This window comes from Frankia sp. AiPs1 (assembly GCF_023716945.1).
Taxonomy (GTDB): Bacteria; Actinomycetota; Actinomycetes; order Frankiales; family Frankiaceae; genus Frankia.
Genome location: NZ_JAMQQF010000006.1, coordinates 27,763 through 46,997, shown reverse-complemented (window position 1 = coordinate 46,997; position 19,235 = coordinate 27,763). Strand labels below are relative to the sequence as shown.

The 19,235-nt window shown below is 71.0% G+C and carries 19 protein-coding genes and 1 pseudogene; 13 read left to right on the top strand and 7 right to left on the bottom strand.

Features of this window, described 5'->3' with window-relative positions:
- The 5 genes and pseudogenes from ND748_RS02115 to ND748_RS02095 form a co-directional block, all read left to right on the top strand.
- A pseudogene (locus tag ND748_RS02115) lies at positions 1 to 201 on the top strand (TetR/AcrR family transcriptional regulator); the annotation flags it as partial.
- 171 nt (positions 202 to 372) lie between these two features.
- The gene (locus ND748_RS02110) at positions 373 to 585 is read left to right on the top strand and encodes a CopG family transcriptional regulator (RefSeq protein WP_374215824.1); all 213 of its coding nucleotides are present in this window, start codon (positions 373 to 375) and stop codon (positions 583 to 585) included.
- Position 586: 1 nt separating this feature from the next.
- Positions 587 to 934 carry a glyoxalase/bleomycin resistance/extradiol dioxygenase family protein gene (locus ND748_RS02105; protein ID WP_251743698.1) on the top strand — a complete coding sequence of 116 codons (348 nt, stop codon included), beginning with the start codon at positions 587 to 589 and terminating at the stop codon, positions 932 to 934.
- A 247-nt stretch (positions 935 to 1,181) separates the two neighbouring features.
- Positions 1,182 to 1,625, top strand: coding sequence for a Zn-ribbon domain-containing OB-fold protein (locus tag ND748_RS02100; protein WP_251743697.1), 444 nt, complete (start codon positions 1,182 to 1,184; stop codon positions 1,623 to 1,625).
- On the top strand, positions 1,622 to 2,752 hold the full coding sequence (locus tag ND748_RS02095; protein WP_251743696.1) for a thiolase family protein: 1,131 nt from the start codon (positions 1,622 to 1,624) through the stop codon (positions 2,750 to 2,752). Before ND748_RS02100 ends, ND748_RS02095 begins: the two co-directional genes overlap by 4 nt.
- Before the next feature lie 50 nt (positions 2,753 to 2,802).
- On the opposite strand, the gene ND748_RS02090 is transcribed toward ND748_RS02095, so the two are convergent.
- Positions 2,803 to 4,716: a DEAD/DEAH box helicase gene (locus tag ND748_RS02090; protein ID WP_251743695.1), complete on the bottom strand. Its 1,914-nt coding sequence runs from the start codon at positions 4,714 to 4,716 to the stop codon at positions 2,803 to 2,805.
- 245 nt (positions 4,717 to 4,961) lie between these two features.
- Here ND748_RS02090 and ND748_RS02085 point away from each other — a divergent pair, with 245 nt between their 5' ends.
- Entirely contained in the window at positions 4,962 to 5,807 is an 846-nt protein-coding gene (locus ND748_RS02085; RefSeq protein WP_251743701.1) for an SAM-dependent methyltransferase, read from the top strand.
- Between the two features lie 169 nt (positions 5,808 to 5,976).
- Positions 5,977 to 7,125: an acyl-CoA dehydrogenase family protein gene (locus ND748_RS02080; RefSeq protein ID WP_251743694.1), complete on the top strand. Its 1,149-nt coding sequence runs from the start codon at positions 5,977 to 5,979 to the stop codon at positions 7,123 to 7,125.
- 165 nt (positions 7,126 to 7,290) lie between these two features.
- On the opposite strand, the gene ND748_RS02075 is transcribed toward ND748_RS02080, so the two are convergent.
- From ND748_RS02075 to ND748_RS02060, 4 genes are all read right to left on the bottom strand, one after another.
- The gene (locus ND748_RS02075) at positions 7,291 to 7,704 is read right to left on the bottom strand and encodes a hypothetical protein (RefSeq protein ID WP_251743693.1); all 414 of its coding nucleotides are present in this window, start codon (positions 7,702 to 7,704) and stop codon (positions 7,291 to 7,293) included.
- A gap of 169 nt (positions 7,705 to 7,873) precedes the next feature.
- Entirely contained in the window at positions 7,874 to 8,743 is an 870-nt protein-coding gene (locus ND748_RS02070; protein WP_251743692.1) for a DUF72 domain-containing protein, read from the bottom strand.
- Between the two features lie 234 nt (positions 8,744 to 8,977).
- Entirely contained in the window at positions 8,978 to 10,192 is a 1,215-nt protein-coding gene (locus ND748_RS02065) for a septum formation family protein (protein ID WP_251743690.1), read from the bottom strand.
- 173 nt (positions 10,193 to 10,365) lie between these two features.
- Complete coding sequence (locus tag ND748_RS02060) at positions 10,366 to 10,980, bottom strand: hypothetical protein (RefSeq protein ID WP_251743688.1); 615 nt, start codon at positions 10,978 to 10,980, stop codon at positions 10,366 to 10,368.
- Between the two features lie 393 nt (positions 10,981 to 11,373).
- Between ND748_RS02060 and ND748_RS02055 the strand changes: the two genes are divergently transcribed.
- The 3 genes from ND748_RS02055 to ND748_RS02045 all read left to right on the top strand — a co-directional run bounded on the left by ND748_RS02055 (position 11,374) and on the right by ND748_RS02045 (position 14,525).
- Positions 11,374 to 12,525, top strand: coding sequence for an aromatic ring-hydroxylating dioxygenase subunit alpha (locus ND748_RS02055; RefSeq protein WP_251743686.1), 1,152 nt, complete (start codon positions 11,374 to 11,376; stop codon positions 12,523 to 12,525).
- Between the two features lie 23 nt (positions 12,526 to 12,548).
- Positions 12,549 to 13,235: a nucleoside deaminase gene (locus ND748_RS02050; protein ID WP_251743685.1), complete on the top strand. Its 687-nt coding sequence runs from the start codon at positions 12,549 to 12,551 to the stop codon at positions 13,233 to 13,235.
- 531 nt (positions 13,236 to 13,766) lie between these two features.
- On the top strand, positions 13,767 to 14,525 hold the full coding sequence (locus ND748_RS02045) for an SDR family NAD(P)-dependent oxidoreductase (protein WP_251743683.1): 759 nt from the start codon (positions 13,767 to 13,769) through the stop codon (positions 14,523 to 14,525).
- 12 nt (positions 14,526 to 14,537) lie between these two features.
- Here the strand turns inward: ND748_RS02045 and ND748_RS02040 are convergent, their stop codons facing one another.
- Positions 14,538 to 15,533: an aldo/keto reductase gene (locus tag ND748_RS02040; RefSeq protein WP_251743681.1), complete on the bottom strand. Its 996-nt coding sequence runs from the start codon at positions 15,531 to 15,533 to the stop codon at positions 14,538 to 14,540.
- A 143-nt stretch (positions 15,534 to 15,676) separates the two neighbouring features.
- Between ND748_RS02040 and ND748_RS02035 the strand changes: the two genes are divergently transcribed.
- Positions 15,677 to 16,531: a helix-turn-helix transcriptional regulator gene (locus tag ND748_RS02035; RefSeq protein WP_251743679.1), complete on the top strand. Its 855-nt coding sequence runs from the start codon at positions 15,677 to 15,679 to the stop codon at positions 16,529 to 16,531.
- 22 nt (positions 16,532 to 16,553) lie between these two features.
- Here ND748_RS02035 and ND748_RS02030 read toward each other — a convergent pair whose 3' ends face one another.
- Complete coding sequence (locus ND748_RS02030) at positions 16,554 to 17,147, bottom strand: TetR/AcrR family transcriptional regulator (protein WP_251743678.1); 594 nt, start codon at positions 17,145 to 17,147, stop codon at positions 16,554 to 16,556.
- A gap of 147 nt (positions 17,148 to 17,294) precedes the next feature.
- On the opposite strand from ND748_RS02030, the gene ND748_RS02025 reads away from it, so the two are divergent.
- Both ND748_RS02025 and ND748_RS02020 read left to right on the top strand, forming a co-directional pair.
- Positions 17,295 to 18,230, top strand: a complete 936-nt coding sequence (locus ND748_RS02025) for an SDR family oxidoreductase (RefSeq protein ID WP_251743676.1) — start codon at positions 17,295 to 17,297, stop codon at positions 18,228 to 18,230.
- A gap of 389 nt (positions 18,231 to 18,619) precedes the next feature.
- Positions 18,620 to 19,231, top strand: coding sequence for a hypothetical protein (locus ND748_RS02020; protein WP_251743674.1), 612 nt, complete (start codon positions 18,620 to 18,622; stop codon positions 19,229 to 19,231).
- Positions 19,232 to 19,235: the final 4 nt, after the last annotated feature.

The window sequence follows — 19,235 nt, the reverse complement described above, 5'->3', positions numbered from 1 at the left end:
GCCCCCGCGGCGGCCGGCGGGGCCGGCACGTCGGCCGTGGCGTCGGCCTCCGGCAGGCGGCTTCCGGCCGACGAGTACCCCCAGCTCAGCCGGCTGGCCGACATCGACGGCGTGCTCGGAGTCGACGAGCGGGGTTTCCGGCTGGGCCTGGAGCTGCTCGCCACCGGGATCGCCGGCAGGTACCACGTGGCCGAGCGGTGATCCAGACTCGCGTGCCACGGCGGGGTGCGATTGCGGTGCGTTCTGTCCGCTCCGGACCCGCGGGCGGTCGTGCGCTTCGCACGGCACGACCGCCCGCGCACCGCCCGGGGTGGGAGGCGCAGGTGGACGTACGCCGAGCGCCGAGCCGGCTAGGATGCTAGCGTCGTGCCGGTGGGGGACGAGGACGTCAAGCAGTTCAATGTGTACCTGCCGATCGGGCTGATCAAGCGGGTGAAGCACCACGCCATCGAGTCGGAGCTGTCCCTGTCGGCCCTGGTCGCCGACGCGCTGCGGACCTACCTCGACGCCCACGACGCCCACGACCTCCGCGACGTTCACGACCTCCGCGACCAGCGCGGGCAGGCGTCCGGGAAGGGGATCTGACATGGCGACCGAGGGCATCGAGGGCATGGTCGTGGAGACCCACAACTGGGGTCGGGCGGCCAGGTTCTTCCAGTCCCTCGGTTTCACCCTGGAGTTCGAGACCGATCACGGCTCGGGGCTGCTGCGTGGCGGCGACGACGGTCCCTACGTGTTCCTCCGCGAGGTTCCCGCCGACGAGGCGCCCACGATCCAACCCGTGCTGACGGTGGCCGACCCGGACGCGTTCCGCCTCGACCCCGCCGTCGAGGTGGTCACCGAGTTCGAGGAGACCCACTACGGCACCCGCGAAATGATCGTCCGTGACCCCGACGGACGCACCTGGAGCCTTCAGGCCCCGACCAAGGCCTGAGCAGCTCGCGGTCTGACGCCGGGGCGTCGGCGGGTTCGCGCCGCGCCGCGCTCCTTGCTCGGGGCCGACGGGCCGAACTACGGTGCTGGTGGGAGCAAGTGCCGGACGACGCCGTTGCCGGTCACGATCGGCGAGGGCGGTCTTCGGCGCGCGGACGGGGTGGTTGCTGCCGTGGTCTCCTGGTCCCAGGCCGAGCCGCCCCCGGCGCCGAGGATGGGCTGTTCCAGCCCGAGAGGACGAAGCCGGCATGACGCAGCAGGCAGATTTAGCGAGGCCCGCGCCCCCTGAAATGGTGATCGACGCGCTGAGCGCGCCGTTCTGGGCCGCGGCGCGGGAACGCAGGCTGGAGCTTCAGCGCTGTCAGGACTGCGGTCTGTTCATCCACCTCCCGCGGCCGGTCTGCCGGCGCTGCGGCTCCTTCCGCCTGGCGTTCGAGCCGGTGTCCGGGCGGGGTTCGGTGTACAGCTACACCGAGACGCGCCGGGTGTTCCATCCGTTCTTCGCCGACCGGGTCCCCTACCTGCTCGCGTCGATCGAGCTGGCCGAGCAGGCCGACCTGCGGATCCTGTCCAACCTGGTGGGGATCGCCGAGCCCGACGTCCGGTTCGGGATGGCGGTCGAGGTCACCTTCGAGGATCTCTCGCCGGACCTCACGATCCCGGTGTTCGTGCCCGCGGGGAGCCTCGCGTGAGGGGCGGGCGCCGGGTCGCCATCGTCGGTGTCGGCTACTCCGACGCCGGGCGACGCACCGGGCTGAGTGAACGTCACCACGCCGCCCAGGCGGCCCGAGCGGCCCTCGCGGACGCCGGTCTCGAGTCGGCCGACATCGACGGGCTGACCACCTGGGGCGGCAACCCGATCGACTTCGCGCACATGCTCGGTTTCTCGCCGCTGCGCTGGCACCTCGACGTCGGCATCTCGCCGGCCTTCATCAGCCCGGCCATCCACGCCGCCCACGCGGTCGCCAGCGGCCAGGCCGACACGGTCGTGGCCATGCGGGTGATCCTGCAGCAGCCGAGCCGGGCCAACCTGTGGGCCGGCGGCACCGGCATGGCCTTCGACGCGCAGTTCCAGCATCCGTTCGGCGACCTGATGCCGGCGCAGTGGGCCGGTCTGCTGACCAACCGCTACCTGCACGAGTCCGACGCGACCGAGGAGGATTTCGCGAACTTCGCCGTCACCCAGCGCGGCTACGCCGCGAAGAATCCCGAGGCGCTGATGCGGGAACCGATGACGGTCGAGGATTACCTCGCCGCGCCGTACATCAGCAAGCCGCTGCGGCTGCTCGACTGCGACTACCCCTGCGACTCGGGCGCGGCCGTCATCTTCACCACCGAGGAACGGGCCCGCGACCTGCGCCAGAAGCCGGTGTTCGTCGAGGCGACCGGGCTCTCGGCGAACCACGACATGACCTTCGAGCTGCTGCCCGACATGGTCCGGACGTCGCCGGTGCACTGCCTGCAGCAGCTGTGGTCCCACACCGACCTGACCGCCGCCGACCTCGACTGCGCCCAGCTCTACGACGGCTTCAGCGTCATCACCCTGCAGTGGCTGGAGGCACTGGGGGTGTGCGAGCCGGGGCAGGCCGGTCCGTTCGTCAGCAGCGGCGGGACGAGCCTGACCGGCGCGCTGCCCACGAACACCGACGGCGGCGCGTGCAACGTGGGCCGCCGCCACGGCGCGAACTTCTGCATCGAGGCGACCCGGCAACTGCGCGGCGGCCAGTCGGGCGAACGCCAGGTCGCCGACGCCGAGGTCGCGCTGTGGGCCAACGCCGTCGGCCCCTTCAGCGGCGCGATGCTGCTCACCGGCGCGTAGGCGGCCGGCCCCCCGGCCGGCCCCCCGGCCGGGCTCGCCCGCCGCGGGCGCTAGTGACTGTCCTGGCGTTCGCGGCGGACGGCGACCCGGCGACCCTTGATGGTGCTTCCCCGCAGCGATGCGATCACCTCGTCGGCCGCGCCGTCGGGCACCTCGACGAGCGAGAACCGCTGCGCGATCTCGATGGCGCCGATGTCGCGGCCCGACAACCGGGTCTCCCCGGTGATCGCGCCGACGAGGTCCTGCGGCCGGACGCCGGCGCCGCGGCCCGCGCCGATGAACAACCGGGCCATGCCACCGCTCGCCGAGCGGGGTCGCCGCTCCCGGCGTCCGGCGCCGTCGCGGCCGGCCCGTTCGCCGCGTGCGTCGGTCGCCGGCGGCAGGTCGGGGATGTCGTCCTCGCCGTCCGGCACGAAGCTGGCGTCGTGGGCGAGCTTGACCGCGGCGAGCGCGATCTCCATCGGGTCGAACTCGTCGGTGAGCGTCTCGACGACGACGCGGAACCGTTCCAGGTCGTCCTCGAGCAGGCTTTCCTGCAACGCGGCACGGGTCAGTTCCAGCCGCCGGGCGTGCAGATCGGCGACGGTGGGCACCTTCTCGACGGCGATCCGCTGCCGGGTGACCCGCTCGATCGTCTTGAGCATCCGGTGCTCGCGCGGCTCCGCCAGGGTGATGGCCACCCCCTCGCGGCCGGCCCGCCCGACCCGGCCGATCCGGTGGACGTAGGAGTCGGGCGCGGACGGGACGCTGTAGTTCACCACATGGGTGAGCTGCTCGAAGTCCAGACCACGGGCGGCGACGTCGGTCGCGACCAGCAGGTCGGCCGTCGCGGTGCGCAGCCGTTCCATCACCCGCTCCCGCTGCTCCTGGCTCATCCCGCCGTGCAACGATTCCGCCCGGTAGCCGCGCCCGTTGAGCGAGTCGGCGAGCTGGTCGACCTCCTCCCGGGTGCGGCAGAACACGATCGCCGACCGGGGCGACTCGACGTCGAGGATGCGGCCGAGCGCCGCCGTCTTGTACGCCCGCGGGACCACGTAGGAGACCTGCCGGACCAGCGGCGCCGCGCCCGGCTCCGGCGCCGCGCGGCCGATCTGGATGCGGACCGGATCGCGCAGGTGGCGCCGGGCGATCTGGTCCATCCGCGGCGCTAACGTCGCCGAGAACAGCACCGTCTGGCGGTTCTGCGGCGCCTGCTCCAGGATCGCGTCGATGTCCTCGGCGAAGCCCATGTCGAGCATCTCGTCGGCCTCGTCGAGGACGACGGTGTGCAGGCCGTCGAGCCGGAGCGTCCCGCGACCCATGTGATCGAGCGCGCGGCCGGGGGTGGCGACCACCACGTCGATCCCCTGCACCAACGCGCGTACCTGCCGGCCGATCGGAGCCCCGCCGTACACCGGCAGGACCCGGGCGCCGAGATCGCGACCGTACCGGTGGATCGCCTCGGACACCTGGACGGCGAGTTCCCGCGTCGGGACGAGCACGAGGGCCTGCGGGCCACGGTCGCTGGCGCGGTCATCCGTCAGGCGGTGCAGCAGGGGCAGCGCGAACGCCGCCGTCTTCCCGGTGCCGGTCGCCGCCTGACCGAGCAGGTCGCGGCCGGCGAGCAGGAGCGGAACGGCCTCCCGCTGGATCGGCGTCGGCTCCTCGTACCCGAGGGCAGCGAGGCTGCGCAGCAGCTCGGGCCGCAGCGCCAGCTCGGCAAAGCCGGCGACGTCGTCGGCCGGCTCGATGTCTCCTGCCGGCTCGATGTCTCCTGCCGGCTCGATGTCTCCTGCCGGGTCAACGTCTCGTGCCGGGTCAACGTCTCGTGCCGTGCTGACGTCTCCTGCCGGGTCAACGTCTCGTGCCGGGGTCGGGGCGGCGTCTCGTGCCGGGGCGGCGTCCTGGGCCAGGCCGGCGGTCCCGGCCTGACCCGCGTCCCTTGTCGGGTCCGGATCCGGATCCGGATCGATGGTCGAGCTCATGCGCATCCCCCAGTCGCGACGTGTGTGATCCGGGCATCCGCGCTGGTGCCGGCAGGTCTGCTCCGAAGGTAGTCGCTTGCCGCGTGCCGGTGCGGCGGGCCGGCCGGGGGAACGCCCGACCAGCGGCCCCGGCCCGGGGTGACCGCCGCATCCGGCCCCGATGCCGGCGAGGGTCGCACTACTGTAAGAATCCGGATGGAAACGGTCTGATAGCGACACGACGGTCAGGCCAGGGTGGGGGAATGATGAACGATCGCGGCGGCGGCACGGAGACGTCGGTGGGGACTCCGGGCGGGAAGGCGGCCGACCTGCGCACGGATGTGGCTCACTCGGCCCGAATCTACGATTACCTGCTCGGTGGTAAGGATAATTATCCGGCTGATCGGGCAGCCTCCGGAGCAATTTCCCAGGACTGGCCGAATCTGCCCACATCCATGCGGGCAAACCGGGCCTTCATGGCCAGGCTGGCCCGTCATCTCGCCGCCGAGCACGGCATTCGTCAGTTTCTGGACATCGGGACCGGCCTGCCGACCTCACCGAACCTGCACGAGGCGGCCCAGCAGGTGCGGCCGGACGCGCGGGTCCTCTATGTCGACAACGACCCGATCGTTCTGGTCCACGCCCGCGCGCTGCTGACCAGCACGCCCGAGGGCCGCACCGACTATCTCGACGCGGACCTCACCGATCCGGACGCCATCCTGACGTCCGAGCCGATGCGCGCGCTGTTCGATCTGCGCGAGCCGGTCGCGGTGAGTCTGCTGGCGATCCTGCACTTCATCGTCGACGACCGGGTCGCCCAGGAGATCATCGACCGAATCCTGGCTCCGCTGCCCGCCGGCAGCCTGCTGGCCCTGTCCACGACCACGGCGGACAGCGCCCCCGACGAGGTCAACGTGGGAGTCGCCGCCTACAACGCGGCGGGCATCCCCGCCGTCGCCCGGGACAAGGCGCGGGTGGAACGGTTCTCCGACGGCCTGGAACTGCTTGACCCCGGGGTCGTGCTCGTCCACCACTGGCACCCGGATCCGGCGCAGCCCGCTCCCGACGACACGCACGTCCACATCTACGGCGGACTCGCGCGAAAGCGCTAGTGCGGGGTACCAGCGCGCGGTTGCCTGGCGGTCTCCTGCGGCCGGCGGAGTGATGGTGTATTACTCAGTTAGCTAGCATTGTCGTGGACGGAGATCGCCTTCAGTTTCCGGGGCGTCGCGTCGGCGCGGGCCCGCGGCCGGCGGCGCCCGGACCGGTGAGGAGGTCGACGTGGAACGCGCGCTCTACGAAGATGATCATGAGCTGTTCCGGGAGTCGGTGCGCGCGTTCGTCGAGCGGTTCGTCAGTCCCGGCTACAGCCGGTTCATCGCCGACCGGGTCATCGCCCGGGAGGCGTGGCACGAGGCGGGGCGCGCGGGCTTCCTCGGTTTCGGCATCGCCGAGGAGTTCGGCGGCAGCGGCGTCCACGACTACCGGTTCAACGCCGTCTGGGTCGAGGAGCTGTCCAAGGTCAGCGCCGGAATCGCGTCGTCCTTCAGCGTCCACACCGACATCGTCGCGCCGTATGTGGCGGACCTGACCACGCGGGAGCAGAAGAAGCGCTGGCTGCCCGCGTTCTGCTCGGGCGAGACGGTCGCCGCGATCGGGATGTCGGAGCCGGCGGCCGGCTCCGACCTGGCCGCGTTGCGGACAACCGCGGTCTCGGACGGCTCGGACTGGATCATCAATGGGTCGAAGACCTTCATCACCAACGGCTACTCGGCCGATTTCGTGGTGCTGGCCGCGCGGACCGATCCCGGCGTCAAGGCCGCCCGCGGCATCACGCTGTTCGGTGTCACGGCGGACACCCCGGGGTTCTCCCGGGGCCGCAAACTCCAGAAGGTCGGCCAGCCGGAATCCGACACGGCTGAGCTCTTCTTCGCCGATATGAAGGTGTCTGGAGACGCGGTGATCGGCGAGGTCAACCGCGGGTTCCCGCTCATGATGGAGCGGCTGCCGCAGGAACGCATCAGCGTCGCCGTCGCCAGCATCGCCCACGCCACCCAGATCCTCGGCGAAACGCTCGCGTACGTCGCCGAGCGCAAGGCCTTCGGGGCCGCCATCGGCAGCTTTCAGCATAACAAGTTCCTGCTGGCGGAGCTCGTCACGAAGATCGATGTCACTCAGGCGTTCGTCGACTCGTGCGTCGCGGCCCACAGCCGCGGACAACTGTCCGCCGTCGACGCGGCGAAGGCGAAATGGTGGTCCTCCGAGGTCCAGAACGACGTCCTGGACGCCTGCGTGCAGCTTCACGGCGGCTACGGTTACATGACCGAATACCGCGCCGCGCAGGCCTGGATAGACGGCCGGGTCACGAAGATCTGGGCCGGCACCAATGAGATCATGAAAGAGATCATCGGACGCAGTCTCGGTCTCTGAGGCCCGCGCAGACCCCTCCCGGCTCGTTTCCCACAAGCTGGGAGGGGCGTCGCACGCACGTGCGCGGCCACGCCCGGGCCGGGACGGCGGGCCGCGTGTCCGCCTCGAGCGGCCTGCGGACTTTCGCGCAGTGCTCGGCGAAAAACAGTGCTCGGCGGGAAATACTCAGGCGTTCCGGTACACCAGGTAGACGTATTTGCCGCCGGCGCCCTTGTTCAGGTCGACGTCGATGCGTCGCCATGGCGCCTGCGGCTGGATCCCGCTGTTGTCGCCGAGAATGACGTCCAGATCCTCGATCGGGCTGCCCAGGTGGGCTTCGTGCGTGAAGGCGGCGTAGATGTAGGCGCCGCCCGCACCCTTGTTCAGGTCGACATCGATGCGGTGGTAGCTCGGCGGCGCCGGCTCGTCCTTGCTCAGCAGGAAGATGATGTTTGTGATGGGCGCGCCGGAAGCCCGCTCGTAGGCGAAATAGAGGTAGGCGCCCCCCGCGCCGGCGTTGAGATCCTTGCCGATCTTGGTCCAGCCATTTGGTGCCGGCTCGTCATCGACGAGTACGGTCAGGTTCGTGACTCCGCTCATGTGAACAGCCCCCATGATGGTCGGTAGATCCGATATCTGCATCCTTGCACGGAGAATCGAGCCACGTCCGCCAAAAAAGCGAATGTCGAGGCCTGTTGGCAGCAGTCCGGCCTCGGTATTTCGTGGCCGGGTCACAAAGGCGTCATGCGAACCGTGCAGGTGACTCGCTTCAGAAGAGGGTCGCGGGCTCGGTCGGCATCGGCATCGGCATCGGTATCGGCTGCGGCAGGGGCGCCAGCGCGGGCACGCGGGCCCGTACCTCGTCGTGGAAGCGGCGGGCGAGTTCCGGGGCATCGGCGTTGTTCGGGGTGTGGATGAAGACGGTGGGGGAACGGCCCTCGCGCAGCCAGTCGACGATGACGTCGAGCCAACGCTGCCAGCCTTCGATCGTCCGTGCGCCGTCGTCGCGGCCGAGGTAACGGACGATCGGCCGGTCGGTCAGCGCGACCGATCGCAGCGGCATGCGCGGCTTCTTGGTCCAGGCGTCCCGTTCGGCGTCGCTGGTCGGCGGGCTCCGGAAGAAGGCGGTGGTGTCGAAGGGAATCCACTCGGCGGCCGCGACGGCGAGGGCCGCCTCGAGCATGCGCGTCGCCCGGGGGTCGTCGAAGAACGCGGGGTGGCGAACCTCGACGGCGTAGCGGTGGGACCGGGGGAGCCGGCCCAGAAAACGGGCGAGCGCGGGGACGTCGGCGGGCGCGAACGATCCCGGTAGCTGTATCCAGACCGCATGGGCCCGCGGGCCGAGTGGCTCGATCGCCGCCAGGAAGGTGTGCAGGGCCTCGTCCACGTCGGTGAGCCGGCGTTCGTGCGTGATGACCTTCGGCAGCTTGAGCACGAAGCGGAAGTCGGCGTCGGTCTGCTGCGCCCACGAGGCCACGGTGTCCCGGGCCGGAGTCGCATAGAAGGTGGTGTTCCCTTCGACCGCGTTGCACCAGCCGGCATAGTGCCGCAGGCGTTCCTGCGGCGGCAGCGGGTGCGCGACGAAACGCCCCTGCCACGACTTGTGCGTCCACATCGCGCATCCCACCTGCAGTCGCATGGCCCCGCTCCCCGTCGTGCCGCACCCATACCCATCGCGGGCGGGACCGAGTGCGCTTGTCAGGTTCCGACCGCCCCGGCTGTGACCGCGCTCGCCTGTGACCGCCCCCGCCTGCACTGTATTCGGGCGCCGCGTCCGCCCCGGCCGGCCCGGAACGCCGCACCACCGCGGCGCGGGTCCCGCACGGGCGACAACGGTTCGATCACCGCCCACTGCCCGTCCGTCAACGACGTCTCAGGTGGCGGCGGTGAACGAGCCGGTGCCCGCGCCGGGCGTGAAGGTGCCGATCACGTCGGTCGGGTTGCCCGCCGCGTCGGTGAAACGGATAGTGCAGGTCGTGGTGTGCGTGCCGGCACGCCAGCTCTCGGCGGGAATCAGGTGCCAGCCGCCCTGCCCGACCGCGCCGCCGAATTGCGGCTGCTTCAGATAGGGCGCCAGCAGGGGCGCGCAGGCGCCGGCCGCCAGCTCGTTGAACCGTTCCTCCGACGGCGGCGCTCCGTCGGGAGTATTCGCCAACATGACCGCCCCGACGCTTTGCGCGAGGTGCGGCTCCGTGCATGGCACTTCCTCGTCCTTGCCGTCGCTGCCGCCCCGGAAACAGGCGCCGGCGGGATAGGTGACCGCCTGATCGGCGCCGCGCACCGGCCCTTCGAACTCGGCCAGCCGGAGTGGGTCGGCGTGTTGCGAGCGGGCGATGAGGCCGCAGACGATGCGCCGGGTGCCGGTCTCCCATTCGGTGTGCCGCGGGTGGATGGTGCCGGCGCCGAATCGGCCGAACGGATCGAGGGAGTAACCGAGGTACGGGGTGATGAGTGGGCCGCAGTGGTACTGCGCGATCGCCACCCACTCCGCTTCGGACGGATACCGCTGGCCGGCCGGATAGGCCGGGCTGATGTCCAGGTCGCCCACGGCCTCGAACAGATGCCACCCGTTACACGGTACCTCGTCAACCCGGGTCCGGGGGTCGGGCTGGTTCCAGCTGTAGCACCGTTGCGGCTTCCAGTCCCAGCGGAGAAGCTCCGGCTCCCGCCCCTCGCCGGAACCGGACTCGTCCGCGCCGCCGGCAGCGGCGGATCCGCCTGGATCGACTGCCGGGAGGGCCGTGCGCGGGGCGTCGCCCGTCGACCTGAGCATGGTGTAGGCGGTCCAGACGAGCAGGGGAATGCCGATCAGCGCGACGACGATGCCGGCTCGCGACCGCGGCCCCGAGTCGGTGGTCGGCGACGGCCGCGACGTCCGGCTGCGCCCCGACCGCGCCGCGCGCCGAGGGTGGACCTTCCGCCGCGGCGTGGCGTCGGCGGCGGAGCCGAAGCGGGCAAGGGCGGCTCTGGTCCTGGCCGGGGGCTCGTATCTGGTCGCGGCCTGGACGAAATTCTCGTCGAGCACCAGGTCGGCAAACGGATCGGGCTCCGCGCCGCCCAACCCGTCCTCATTGTTGTTTTCCGGCATGCCGCTCACTCCTCGGGAACACACGGGATCAGGATGCGTCGCGACGGATCGCGGCCGTCCGCAACAACCGTGGCACCTCGAACACCATCAACCCACGTCGGTGATGCGAGTGCCAAGAACGAGCGGCGTGCAATGATAGCAACGGCCCTTGCTCGGGTACTCCGAGCGGATCGTCAAAGCGCCACCTGGCCCGGCGGGGTGGCGTCCTGGCCGAGGACTACCTGCCTCGTCTGGAGGTCCGGGTGGCCCAGGAATCCGCGCACGAGCCCGGCGGACCCGCCGAGGCAGCTCCAGACGTCGTCCCACAGTGTCGAGAGCAGCCACGAGCGATCAGCTGGGAACATCAGGTTGGGCAGCACGCCCTTCCAGAAAGACCAGGGGCCGCTCCGACGCCAGGCGGCGGCCTGCGCCGGCCCCGCCTCCACCAGCACGTATCGCCAACCGGAATACAGGTTCACCATCGGCGCGTCGGGGAACACGATGTCGTCCGCGCCGGTGTCGAGGTATCCGAGCCACCATGGCTGGTCTGCCGAGTGCTCACGAAGAAGCGTCAACATGGCCTGTTCATGCTTCTTCTGCTTGTCCTCGCTGGCCGGCAGCATGACCGTGGCGTAGGCGTCGAAGACCGGCGGGATGGCCGCGGTGATGGTCAGGCCCGGGGTCGTGCCGGCGGTGATCCACCCGACCTCGGCGTCAGTTCCGATGCGCCAGGTGCCGTCGTCCCTGACCCGCCTGGCGGGCGGCCACGCCTCTCCGGTAACCATGGCCACGAGGGTACGAGTACTCACCGCGGCCACGGCATGGCGGCGGGCGTGATCGCCGGACGGTCGACACGCGGATGTTCGACGAGCGCCACCGACCCGTAACGACGGTGGCGGACAGTCGAGGGGCCCACGGAGGGAAGGAGGTGTGTCGGATGGTGAAGGACCGTCAGGTCGACGTGCGTCGCCACGTCCATCGGCACGCCTGGACCCGTGGGCGGATCGCGCACGGCGCCTGACGCCGACGACGTCCACGCCCCGGCCCCCCGGCGACTCCGGTCCGCCGGCGACTCCGGTCCGCCGGACGGCGACGCGGCCCCGGCCGGGTCGGCGCTGCAGGGCGTCGGACGACAGCCCGCCGATCCCCCGCCGTTCTCCGTCCGCCTCGAGGCGGACGGTCCCACCCTGCCGAGGCGCCCTGTGGTCGACCACCCTGCCGTGCTGGCGACGGTTCCGCCCGACTGTTCCTTCGACCCGGATGACTGGGCCATCCTGGCCCGACACTGGTACCCGGTCGCACTGTCGCGTGAGGTCCGCGACCAACCGGTTGCGGCCCGGCTGCTCGACGAGCGGCTCGTCATCTACCGCGCGGGCGGCGAGGTGGTCGTCGCCCGCGACCTCTGCCCCCACCGCGGGGTCCCGCTGAGCATGGGGACGGGGGACGGCGAGACCGTCGCCTGCGCATATCACGGCCTGCGGTTCGGTGCGGCGGGCGCCTGCGTCGCGATACCTGCGCACCCGACGGCGAAGATCCCCACCCGGATGGCCCTGACCGCCTATCCCGCGACCGAACGCTACGGGCTGGTCTGGACCTGCCTACGCCCAGACCGCGGCACCCGCGCCGCCCCCGACGTCGACCCCGCCCCCGACGTCGACTCCGCCCCCGACGTCGACCCCGACCCCGGCGCCGACCACGTCGCCGAACTCGGCTTCGACGGGTCGCTCGCGTCGCCGATTCCACGGATGCCGCACTGGGACGACCCCGGGTTCCAACGGGTGACCTGTCCCGGGTTCGACGTCGCCGCGTTCGCCGGCCGCCAGGTGGAGGGTTTCCTCGACGTCGCGCACTTCGCCTTCGTCCACGCCGCCACCTTCGCCGACCCGAACAACACCGAGGTCCCCGACTACACCCCGACCCCGACCCCCCACGGCTTCACCGCCGACTACTGGAGCACCGTCGGCAACTATCCCCACGGCGCCCAACGCGGCGAGCCCGGCTTCCGATGGCTCCGGCGCTTCGACGCCCATCTGCCGTTCACCGCCACGCTCGTCGTGCACTTCCCCGACGGCGGCCGACTCTCGATCATGAATGCGGCGGCACCGGTCTCGGCCCGCCAGACCCGGATGTTCGCGCCGATCGCGAAGAACTTCAACACCGACCAGCCCGACCAGGAAATCCACGACTTCAACCTGCGGATCTTCGAGGAGGACCGGGCCATCGTCGAGGCCCAGCGCCCCGAGAACCTCCCGCTCGATCCGCGCATCGAGGTCAACATCCCCGCCGATCGCAGCTCGGTCGCCTACCGGCGCGGCCTGCGGGCGATGGGCCTGAGCCACTTCTTCACCGCCTGAATCCGAGAAGGGCCACATCCGCCATGAGCGCCAGCCCCACCGACCCGGCGACGCCTCTCGCCCCCCGTCTCGACGCCTCCCGCCTCGACGCCCCTTGTCTCGACGCCTCCCGTCCCGTCGCCGCCCTCGGCGTCACCCTGCCGGCCTGGGTGGACGACGAGGTCGACGCCGTCGGCACCGTGCTCCCCGACGTCGAGCAGCGGATGGACCTCGTGCACCGGCTCGCGGCCCGCAACCATCGGGAGGGCTGCGGCGGCCCGTTCGCCGCCGTCGTCGCCGACCCCGACACCGGCGAGATCTACGCCGCGGGCGTCAACCTCGTCCTGGCCTCCGGGCTGTCCGCGATGCACGCCGAGGTCGTCGCCCTCTCCTTTGCCCAGGCCCGGCTCGGACGCTGGGACCTCAGCGCCGTCGGCACGCCGGTCGAGCTCGTCGTCAACTGGCGTCCCTGCGTCATGTGCTATGGCGCCGTCATGTGGTCCGGCGTCCAACTGCTCACCATCGCCGGCGTAGGCGACGAGGTCGAACAGCTCACCGGCTTCGACGAGGGACCGATGCGCGACGACTGGCAGGAGCAGTTCGCCCGCCGTGGCATCACGGTGCGTACCGACATCCTGCGCGACCAGGCCCTGAAGGTCTTCGCCGACTACGGCCGCCGGGACGACGTCGTCGTCTACAACGCCCGCCGCGGCGCCGCCCCGACAACCTGACGGGTCGCGCGGGCCAGGAAGCGGTGCGGTGGGTCGTCCTGGCTGTCCAGTCGCCAGCCGGAGGCGGCGAGCATCGGCCCGAGCCAGGGCGGCGGACAGCGGCTCGTCGGGCCGCAACGTCCGGCCGTGACGGGCGGCGAGCGCGGCGCGTCCGGACGGATCGACGACGACATCCGCGCCGCGCCCACCGTCGGGCTGGTGCCCGTCTTGGTTGCGTCGGCAATTGCAGGAGCTTGTTGACGGTAAGAGTGAGGCCAAGCCGCTTGACGGTCAGGAACCTCCTGCATCTGCCGGCCGCCCTGTGGCCGGGACTGCCGCGGACCGACTCTCATATCTGTGCGTGATCGGTGGTGTCCAGGAGTGTTTCGGTCCGAGCTGGGCGTGGGTTGGTGGGAACTCCCGCAGCGCCCGGTCGACCCGCTGGCACGCGCTGTGCTCATTCGTGACCATGCCAGCTAGCGGCGTGGGACAAGTATCAGCCAAATGATAAAATGGCCGATTTGGGCACGATCCAGCTTGAGAGGAGTGGTCATGAGCACAGCACGCACCGTCGTGGTCACCGGCGCCTCCGGCGGCATCGGTTCCGAGATCGTCGACCGTTTCCTGGCCCACGGCGACACGGTCGTCGCGGCCGATCTCTCGCAGGAGGCGCTCGACACCTGGCGTGCCCGGTGGGACTCGGGCGCGCCCGGCGGGCAGCACCCGTCGCTGCATGCCGTCGCCACGGACATCGCCAGCGAGGAGAGCGTCGCCGCGCTGGTCCAGGCCGTGCAACAGAACCTCGGCACGGTCGACGTTCTGATCAACAATGCCGGCCACTTTCCGCAGACCGCCTTCGAGGAGATGAGCACCGACGAGTGGCGTCAGGTCATCGACGTCAACCTCACCGGCACCTTTCTCATGATCCGGGCCTTCGTCCCCCTCCTGAAGGCGAGCGGCCACGGTCGCATCGTGAACGTCGGGTCCGGCTCGGTTTTCAGCGGTACCCCCATGCAGTCCCACTACGTGGCGTCCAAGGGAGGGGTCCTGGGCCTGACCCGTGTCCTGGCCCGCGAACTCGGCGGATACGGCATCACGGTCAATCTGATTACCCCGGGACTTACTGTCACCCCAGCGGCCGCCGCGGTGCTTCCCGAGGCCCTGCTGGCGGAGCAGCGCAATGCGCGGGCGTTCCACCGCGACGAAACTCCCGAGGACCTGGTCGGACCGATCTTCTTCCTTGCCTCCGACGACGCCGCCTTCATCACCGGCCAGACGCTCAACGTCGACGGGGGCCGTCACCTGTTGTGACCGTCGCCGGCGTCAGTTCCCCACGCCGAGGCCGGACATGAACGCGGACGGGTAGCGGTCGCCGCGCGCCGCGCCCGCCGGTACCGCCTTCTCGATCTCGGCGAGGTCGTCCGCGGTGAGGGCGAGCTCCGTGGCGGGCAGCGCCTCGGCCAGCCGCTCGCGGGTGCGGGCGCCGACCAGCGGCACGATGTCCTCGCCCTGCGCGGCCACCCAGGCGATGGCGAGCTGGGCGACGGTGCACCCCTTCGCCTCGGCGACCCGGCGCAGCGCCTCCACGTAGGCCAGGTTGTGCTCCACGTTCCCGGCCGAGAACCGGGGGCTGAAGGCGCGGAAGTCGCCAGGGCCGGCGGTGCGGCCGGCGGACCAGTGCCCGGAGATGAGTCCGCGGCCGAGCACCCCGTACGCGGTCAGGCCGATGCCGAGTTCCCGCAGCGTGGGCAGGACCTCCGCTTCGACCGCGCGGGAGATCAGCGAGTACTCGATCTGCAGGTCGGCGATCGGGTGCACGGCGTGCGCCCGGCGGATCGTCTCGGCGTCGACCTCCGAGAGGCCGACGTGCCGCACGTACCCGGCGTCGATCAGCTCCTTGATCGCGCCCACCGTGTCCTCGATCGGGACCGCCGGGTCCAGCCGGGAGGGACGGTAGATGTCGAGGTGATCGGTGCCCAGCCGGGTCAGCGAGTAGGCCACGAAGTTGCGCACCGCCTCGGGACGGCCGTCGTTCCCGTGGAACTCGGGGCCCGGCCCCCGCAGCGCGCCGAACTTGACGCTCAGCACGTAACTGTCCCGGTCCCGGCTGCGCAGCGCTTCGCTGAGCAGCAGCTCGTTGTGGCCCATGGCGTAGAAATCCGCGGTGTCGATCAGCGTGACGCCGGCCGCGAGCGCGGCGTGCACGGTGGCGATGCTCTCCGCGCGGTCGGCCGCGCCGTAAGCGCCCGACATGCCCATCGCACCCAGGCCCAGCGCGGAAACGGTCGGGCCGGTGCTACCCAGGGTTCGTGTCTGCATCGCGTTCTCCTCCTCGTCGGTGTCGCTTGCCCGTCGGTGTCGCCACCCACCCTGCGCCTGCACCGGGACGCGCGGGAGCGGAGTGTTCATCGTGGGAGAGCCGCTCCCTGGATCGGCTTGCCGGCCCCGGGGAGCATGAAGCCATGCAGCGTGCCGAGCTCGCCGACTTCCTGCGCCGCCGCCGAGAGTCGATTCGCCCGGCCGAGGTCGGGATCGCCGACGGCCGCCGCCGCCGCACCACCGGCCTGCGCCGGGAGGAGGTGGCCATGCTCGCCGGCATGTCGGTCGACTACGTCGTACGACTGGAGCAGGGCCGTAGCAGTCAACCCTCGACCCAGCTGCTCGGCGCGCTGGCCCGGGCTCTTCGCCTCTCCGACGACGAACGCGACCACCTGTTCCACCTGGCCGGCCACCAGCCCCCGGCCGCCGACGCGGTGGCCCGGCTGGCTCGCGCCGGCCTGGTGCGCATGCTTGACCTGCTCGGTGACACCGCGGCCCTGGTGCTGTCCGACTTGGGGGAGGTGCTCGCCCAGAACCGGGCGGCTGTCCTGCTGCAGGGCGATCACACCGGCTTCGCCGGCGACCGGCGCTACATCGCGTATCGGTGGTTCACCGACCCCGCCGCCCGGGCCGTCTGCCCGGCGGAAGATCAGGACCACCGGGCTCGTCAGATTGTCGCCGACCTGCGCGCGGTCGCCGGCCGGCGGTCCCGCGACCCGACGGTCACGGGACTCGTGGAGCGGTTGCAGGCCGTGAGTGGCGACTTCTGCCGGCTCTGGGCCGAGCACGAGGTGGCGGTAAGGCGGGCCGACCGCAAGACCATGATTCACTCGCGGGTGGGCCGCCTGCTGATGGACTGCGAGACCCTGGTCACCCCTGACCAGGGGCAGAAACTGTTGGTACTCACCCCGGCGGATACCGAGGCCCGCGAGCGGCTGGAGCTGCTGCGCGTGCTCGGCCTCGAGGACTTCCCCAAGGAGCTACCGGCACGCCCATGACGTGAGGCGGTCCGCCGCCGGCTCACCGGGGCCGTGCGGCCGACGGCTGGGTGCTGTGTTCGAGGGTGGCGAGGAAGCTTTCGGCCGCGTCCTGGACCCGGTCCCGGTCGCCGGTGGCGAGCAGGTCGAGCAGCAGCCCGCGGATGGTCGCGATCACAAGGGTGGCCGTGCGCGTCGCGGTCGCCGGGTCGGTGTCCGGTCCCTGGGCGTCGACCAGGGAGTTCATCCAGTAGGCGACGACGTGCTCGAGGAACGCCGCGAACTGCTGCGGAGCCTGCAGCGCGCGTCCGTACACCGCGAAGAACAGCCTGAACTCCGCTTCGTGTCGTGGGTCGCAGGCCCGTGCCCAGGTCGCCCGGGCCTGCGTCGCCAGGTCGGGCTGCTCGCCGGCCAGGTCGCGGGTGGCCACGAACATGCGCTCCCGCAGGCGTCCGAGGATGGCCTCGAGCATCTGCTCCTTGGTGCCGAAGTGATGCACCAACGTCGTGGGCGACACCCCGAGTGCGGCGGCGACGGGCCGCCACGTCAGCTCGGAGAACCCGTACTCGGCCGCGTACTCGACCGCCGCGTCCAGCAGCTCGGCCCGGCGCTGATGGTTGACCGGTCGTCCCGCCATGGCCGCCTCCCTGGTCAACACGGTTTGACGTTTCTAGCATGACCGCATACGTTCTTTTCTAGAACGATCGTACTATCAATGGCAACGGGCATCGCGGGCGCCCGCCGGGGCTGCGCTCCCGCGCAGCCCCCACCGTGGAGGTTTCCCATGCATGTGTTCGTCACCGGAGCGTCGGGCTGGGTCGGCCGTGGACTCGTCCCCGACCTGATCGCCGCCGGTCACGCGGTCACCGGCCTGGCCCGCTCCGACGCCGCGGCCGTTGCGCTGCGGGCGGCGGGGGCCGAGGTCCGTGCCGGATCGCTCGACGACCTCGACGTCCTGCGTGCCGCCGCCGCGGCCGCCGACGGCGTCATCCACCTCGCGTTCAAGCACGACATCGCCTTCGCCGGCGACTTCGCCGGCGCCACCGACGCCGACCGCGCGGCGATCGAGACCTTCGGCGAGGCCCTCGCCGGCACCGACAAGCCGTTCGTGATCGCCGCCGGCATCCTCGGCGTGCTCGGCCTCCCGTCGGGAGTCGTCGCCACCGAACACGACGGCCGGGCCGCGCAGGACTCCGATCCCGAGGTTCCGATCAGCGGGGCGAACGGGCGGATCGACAACATCAACTATGCACTCGCGCTCGCCGCCCGCGGGGTTCGCTCCTCGGCCGTGCGGCTGCCACCGGCCACGCACGGCGACGGCGACAACGGTTTTATCCCGGCCGCGATCGGCTTCGCGCGCCAGAAGGGCGCCGCGGCCTACGTCGGCGACGGAACCAACCGCTGGCCTGCCGTCCACCGCGACGACGCCGCACGCCTGTTCCGCCTCGCGCTCGAGGCGGCGCCGCCCGGTACGGCGCTGCACGCGGTCGGCGACGAGGGCGTCCCCATCCGCGAGGTCGCCGAGGTCCTCGCCGCCCATCTCAACATTCCCGCGGTCGGCGTCACCCCCGACCAGATCGGGGACTACGTCGGCTTCCTCGGCGGCTTCTGGGGATTCGACGGTCCCGCCTCCGCGCAGATCACCCGTGACCTGCTCGGCTGGCAGCCGACCCGGCCGGGCCTGATCGCCGACCTCAAGGAAGGCCACTACTTCGCCTGAGGTGATCACCTCTTCGAACGAGCTGGTCACGTCGCGCCGGACGCCTCGCAGTCCACCTCCAACGCGGCCGGGAATGATTCGTGTGGGTCTCGGCCGCGGTGGAACGGTGCGTGTCCCGCCGTCGCGCGGACGCGGGACGAGACGCCTCGATGTTCGCGCGATCTGGCTTCGTTACCGAGACGACGTGTATGCGTCGGTAAAAAGTCGGTGGTGTCTTCGGCGGTGAACCTCCACTCCTGGTAGGAGGACGATGTTTTGACGTAGCGCACGTTACCTTCGGCCCGGGAATTAAAGTCATGGCAGTGCTGGGAGAGCGACCCGGACAACGGTGCCCGGCAGCCCGGCGATGTCGTGAGGACCGTTCCCGACACGCATCGAAGTGAGCATTCATGAAAATGTGGGCACAACGCACGGCTCGGTGTCTCGGCATACTCGCCGTCGTCGGCGGGGTGGCACTCGCGGCCGCGTCACCCGCCTCCGCGGCGGCGCCGAACAAGGCAATCGGCTTCCAGGCGACCGGGCTCATCCCCGGCGGCCCGTTCCCCGCCAGCGCCTTCCCGGGCACCTCGCCGAACAGCGTGGTGGGTCTCAGTCTCCTCCCGCTGCTCAACAGCGGCGCCGTGAGCACCGCGGCGACTCCGACCAGCGCCAGCGTGGCGGTCAGCGGCCTCGCCGCGGCCCTGGGGCCGGTGGCGGCCGTGACCGCCGGCACCGTCACGTCGAGCTGCTTCTACAACCCGTTCACCGGGACGGTGAGCGGGACCGCCGACATCAGGAACGGGACGATCCTGCTGTTCGGAGTGCCGATTACGATCCAGCCGAACCCGGCCCCGGGCACCACGATCGTGCTGCCCGGCAACCTGGGCGCGTTGGCCATCAACCAGCAGACCATCGCGGCGGACGGCACGCTGACGGTCGATGCGTTGGCGCTCAGCCTGCCCGGGGGCATCGAGCACGCGGTGGTCGCGAGGTCGGTCTGCAACCGGGCCAACCTGGCCTGAGACC

What these genes read in the sequence shown, in the direction of transcription:
- ND748_RS02030 (WP_251743678.1), bottom strand. Translation starts at nt 17,147, where the DNA reads ATGGCGGGACGACCGGTCAACCATCAGCGCCGGGCCGAGCTGCTGGAC.
- ND748_RS02100 (WP_251743697.1), top strand. Translation starts at nt 1,182, where the DNA reads ATGACGCAGCAGGCAGATTTAGCGAGGCCCGCGCCCCCTGAAATGGTG.
- ND748_RS02040 (WP_251743681.1), bottom strand. Translation starts at nt 15,533, where the DNA reads ATGCAGACACGAACCCTGGGTAGCACCGGCCCGACCGTTTCCGCGCTG.
- ND748_RS02105 (WP_251743698.1), top strand. Translation starts at nt 587, where the DNA reads ATGGCGACCGAGGGCATCGAGGGCATGGTCGTGGAGACCCACAACTGG.
- ND748_RS02025 (WP_251743676.1), top strand. Translation starts at nt 17,295, where the DNA reads ATGCATGTGTTCGTCACCGGAGCGTCGGGCTGGGTCGGCCGTGGACTC.
- ND748_RS02085 (WP_251743701.1), top strand. Translation starts at nt 4,962, where the DNA reads ATGAACGATCGCGGCGGCGGCACGGAGACGTCGGTGGGGACTCCGGGC.
- ND748_RS02045 (WP_251743683.1), top strand. Translation starts at nt 13,767, where the DNA reads ATGAGCACAGCACGCACCGTCGTGGTCACCGGCGCCTCCGGCGGCATC.
- ND748_RS02075 (WP_251743693.1), bottom strand. Translation starts at nt 7,704, where the DNA reads ATGAGCGGAGTCACGAACCTGACCGTACTCGTCGATGACGAGCCGGCA.
- ND748_RS02035 (WP_251743679.1), top strand. Translation starts at nt 15,677, where the DNA reads ATGCAGCGTGCCGAGCTCGCCGACTTCCTGCGCCGCCGCCGAGAGTCG.
- ND748_RS02070 (WP_251743692.1), bottom strand. Translation starts at nt 8,743, where the DNA reads ATGCGACTGCAGGTGGGATGCGCGATGTGGACGCACAAGTCGTGGCAG.
- ND748_RS02020 (WP_251743674.1), top strand. Translation starts at nt 18,620, where the DNA reads ATGAAAATGTGGGCACAACGCACGGCTCGGTGTCTCGGCATACTCGCC.
- ND748_RS02090 (WP_251743695.1), bottom strand. Translation starts at nt 4,716, where the DNA reads ATGAGCTCGACCATCGATCCGGATCCGGATCCGGACCCGACAAGGGAC.
- ND748_RS02050 (WP_251743685.1), top strand. Translation starts at nt 12,549, where the DNA reads ATGAGCGCCAGCCCCACCGACCCGGCGACGCCTCTCGCCCCCCGTCTC.
- ND748_RS02065 (WP_251743690.1), bottom strand. Translation starts at nt 10,192, where the DNA reads ATGCCGGAAAACAACAATGAGGACGGGTTGGGCGGCGCGGAGCCCGAT.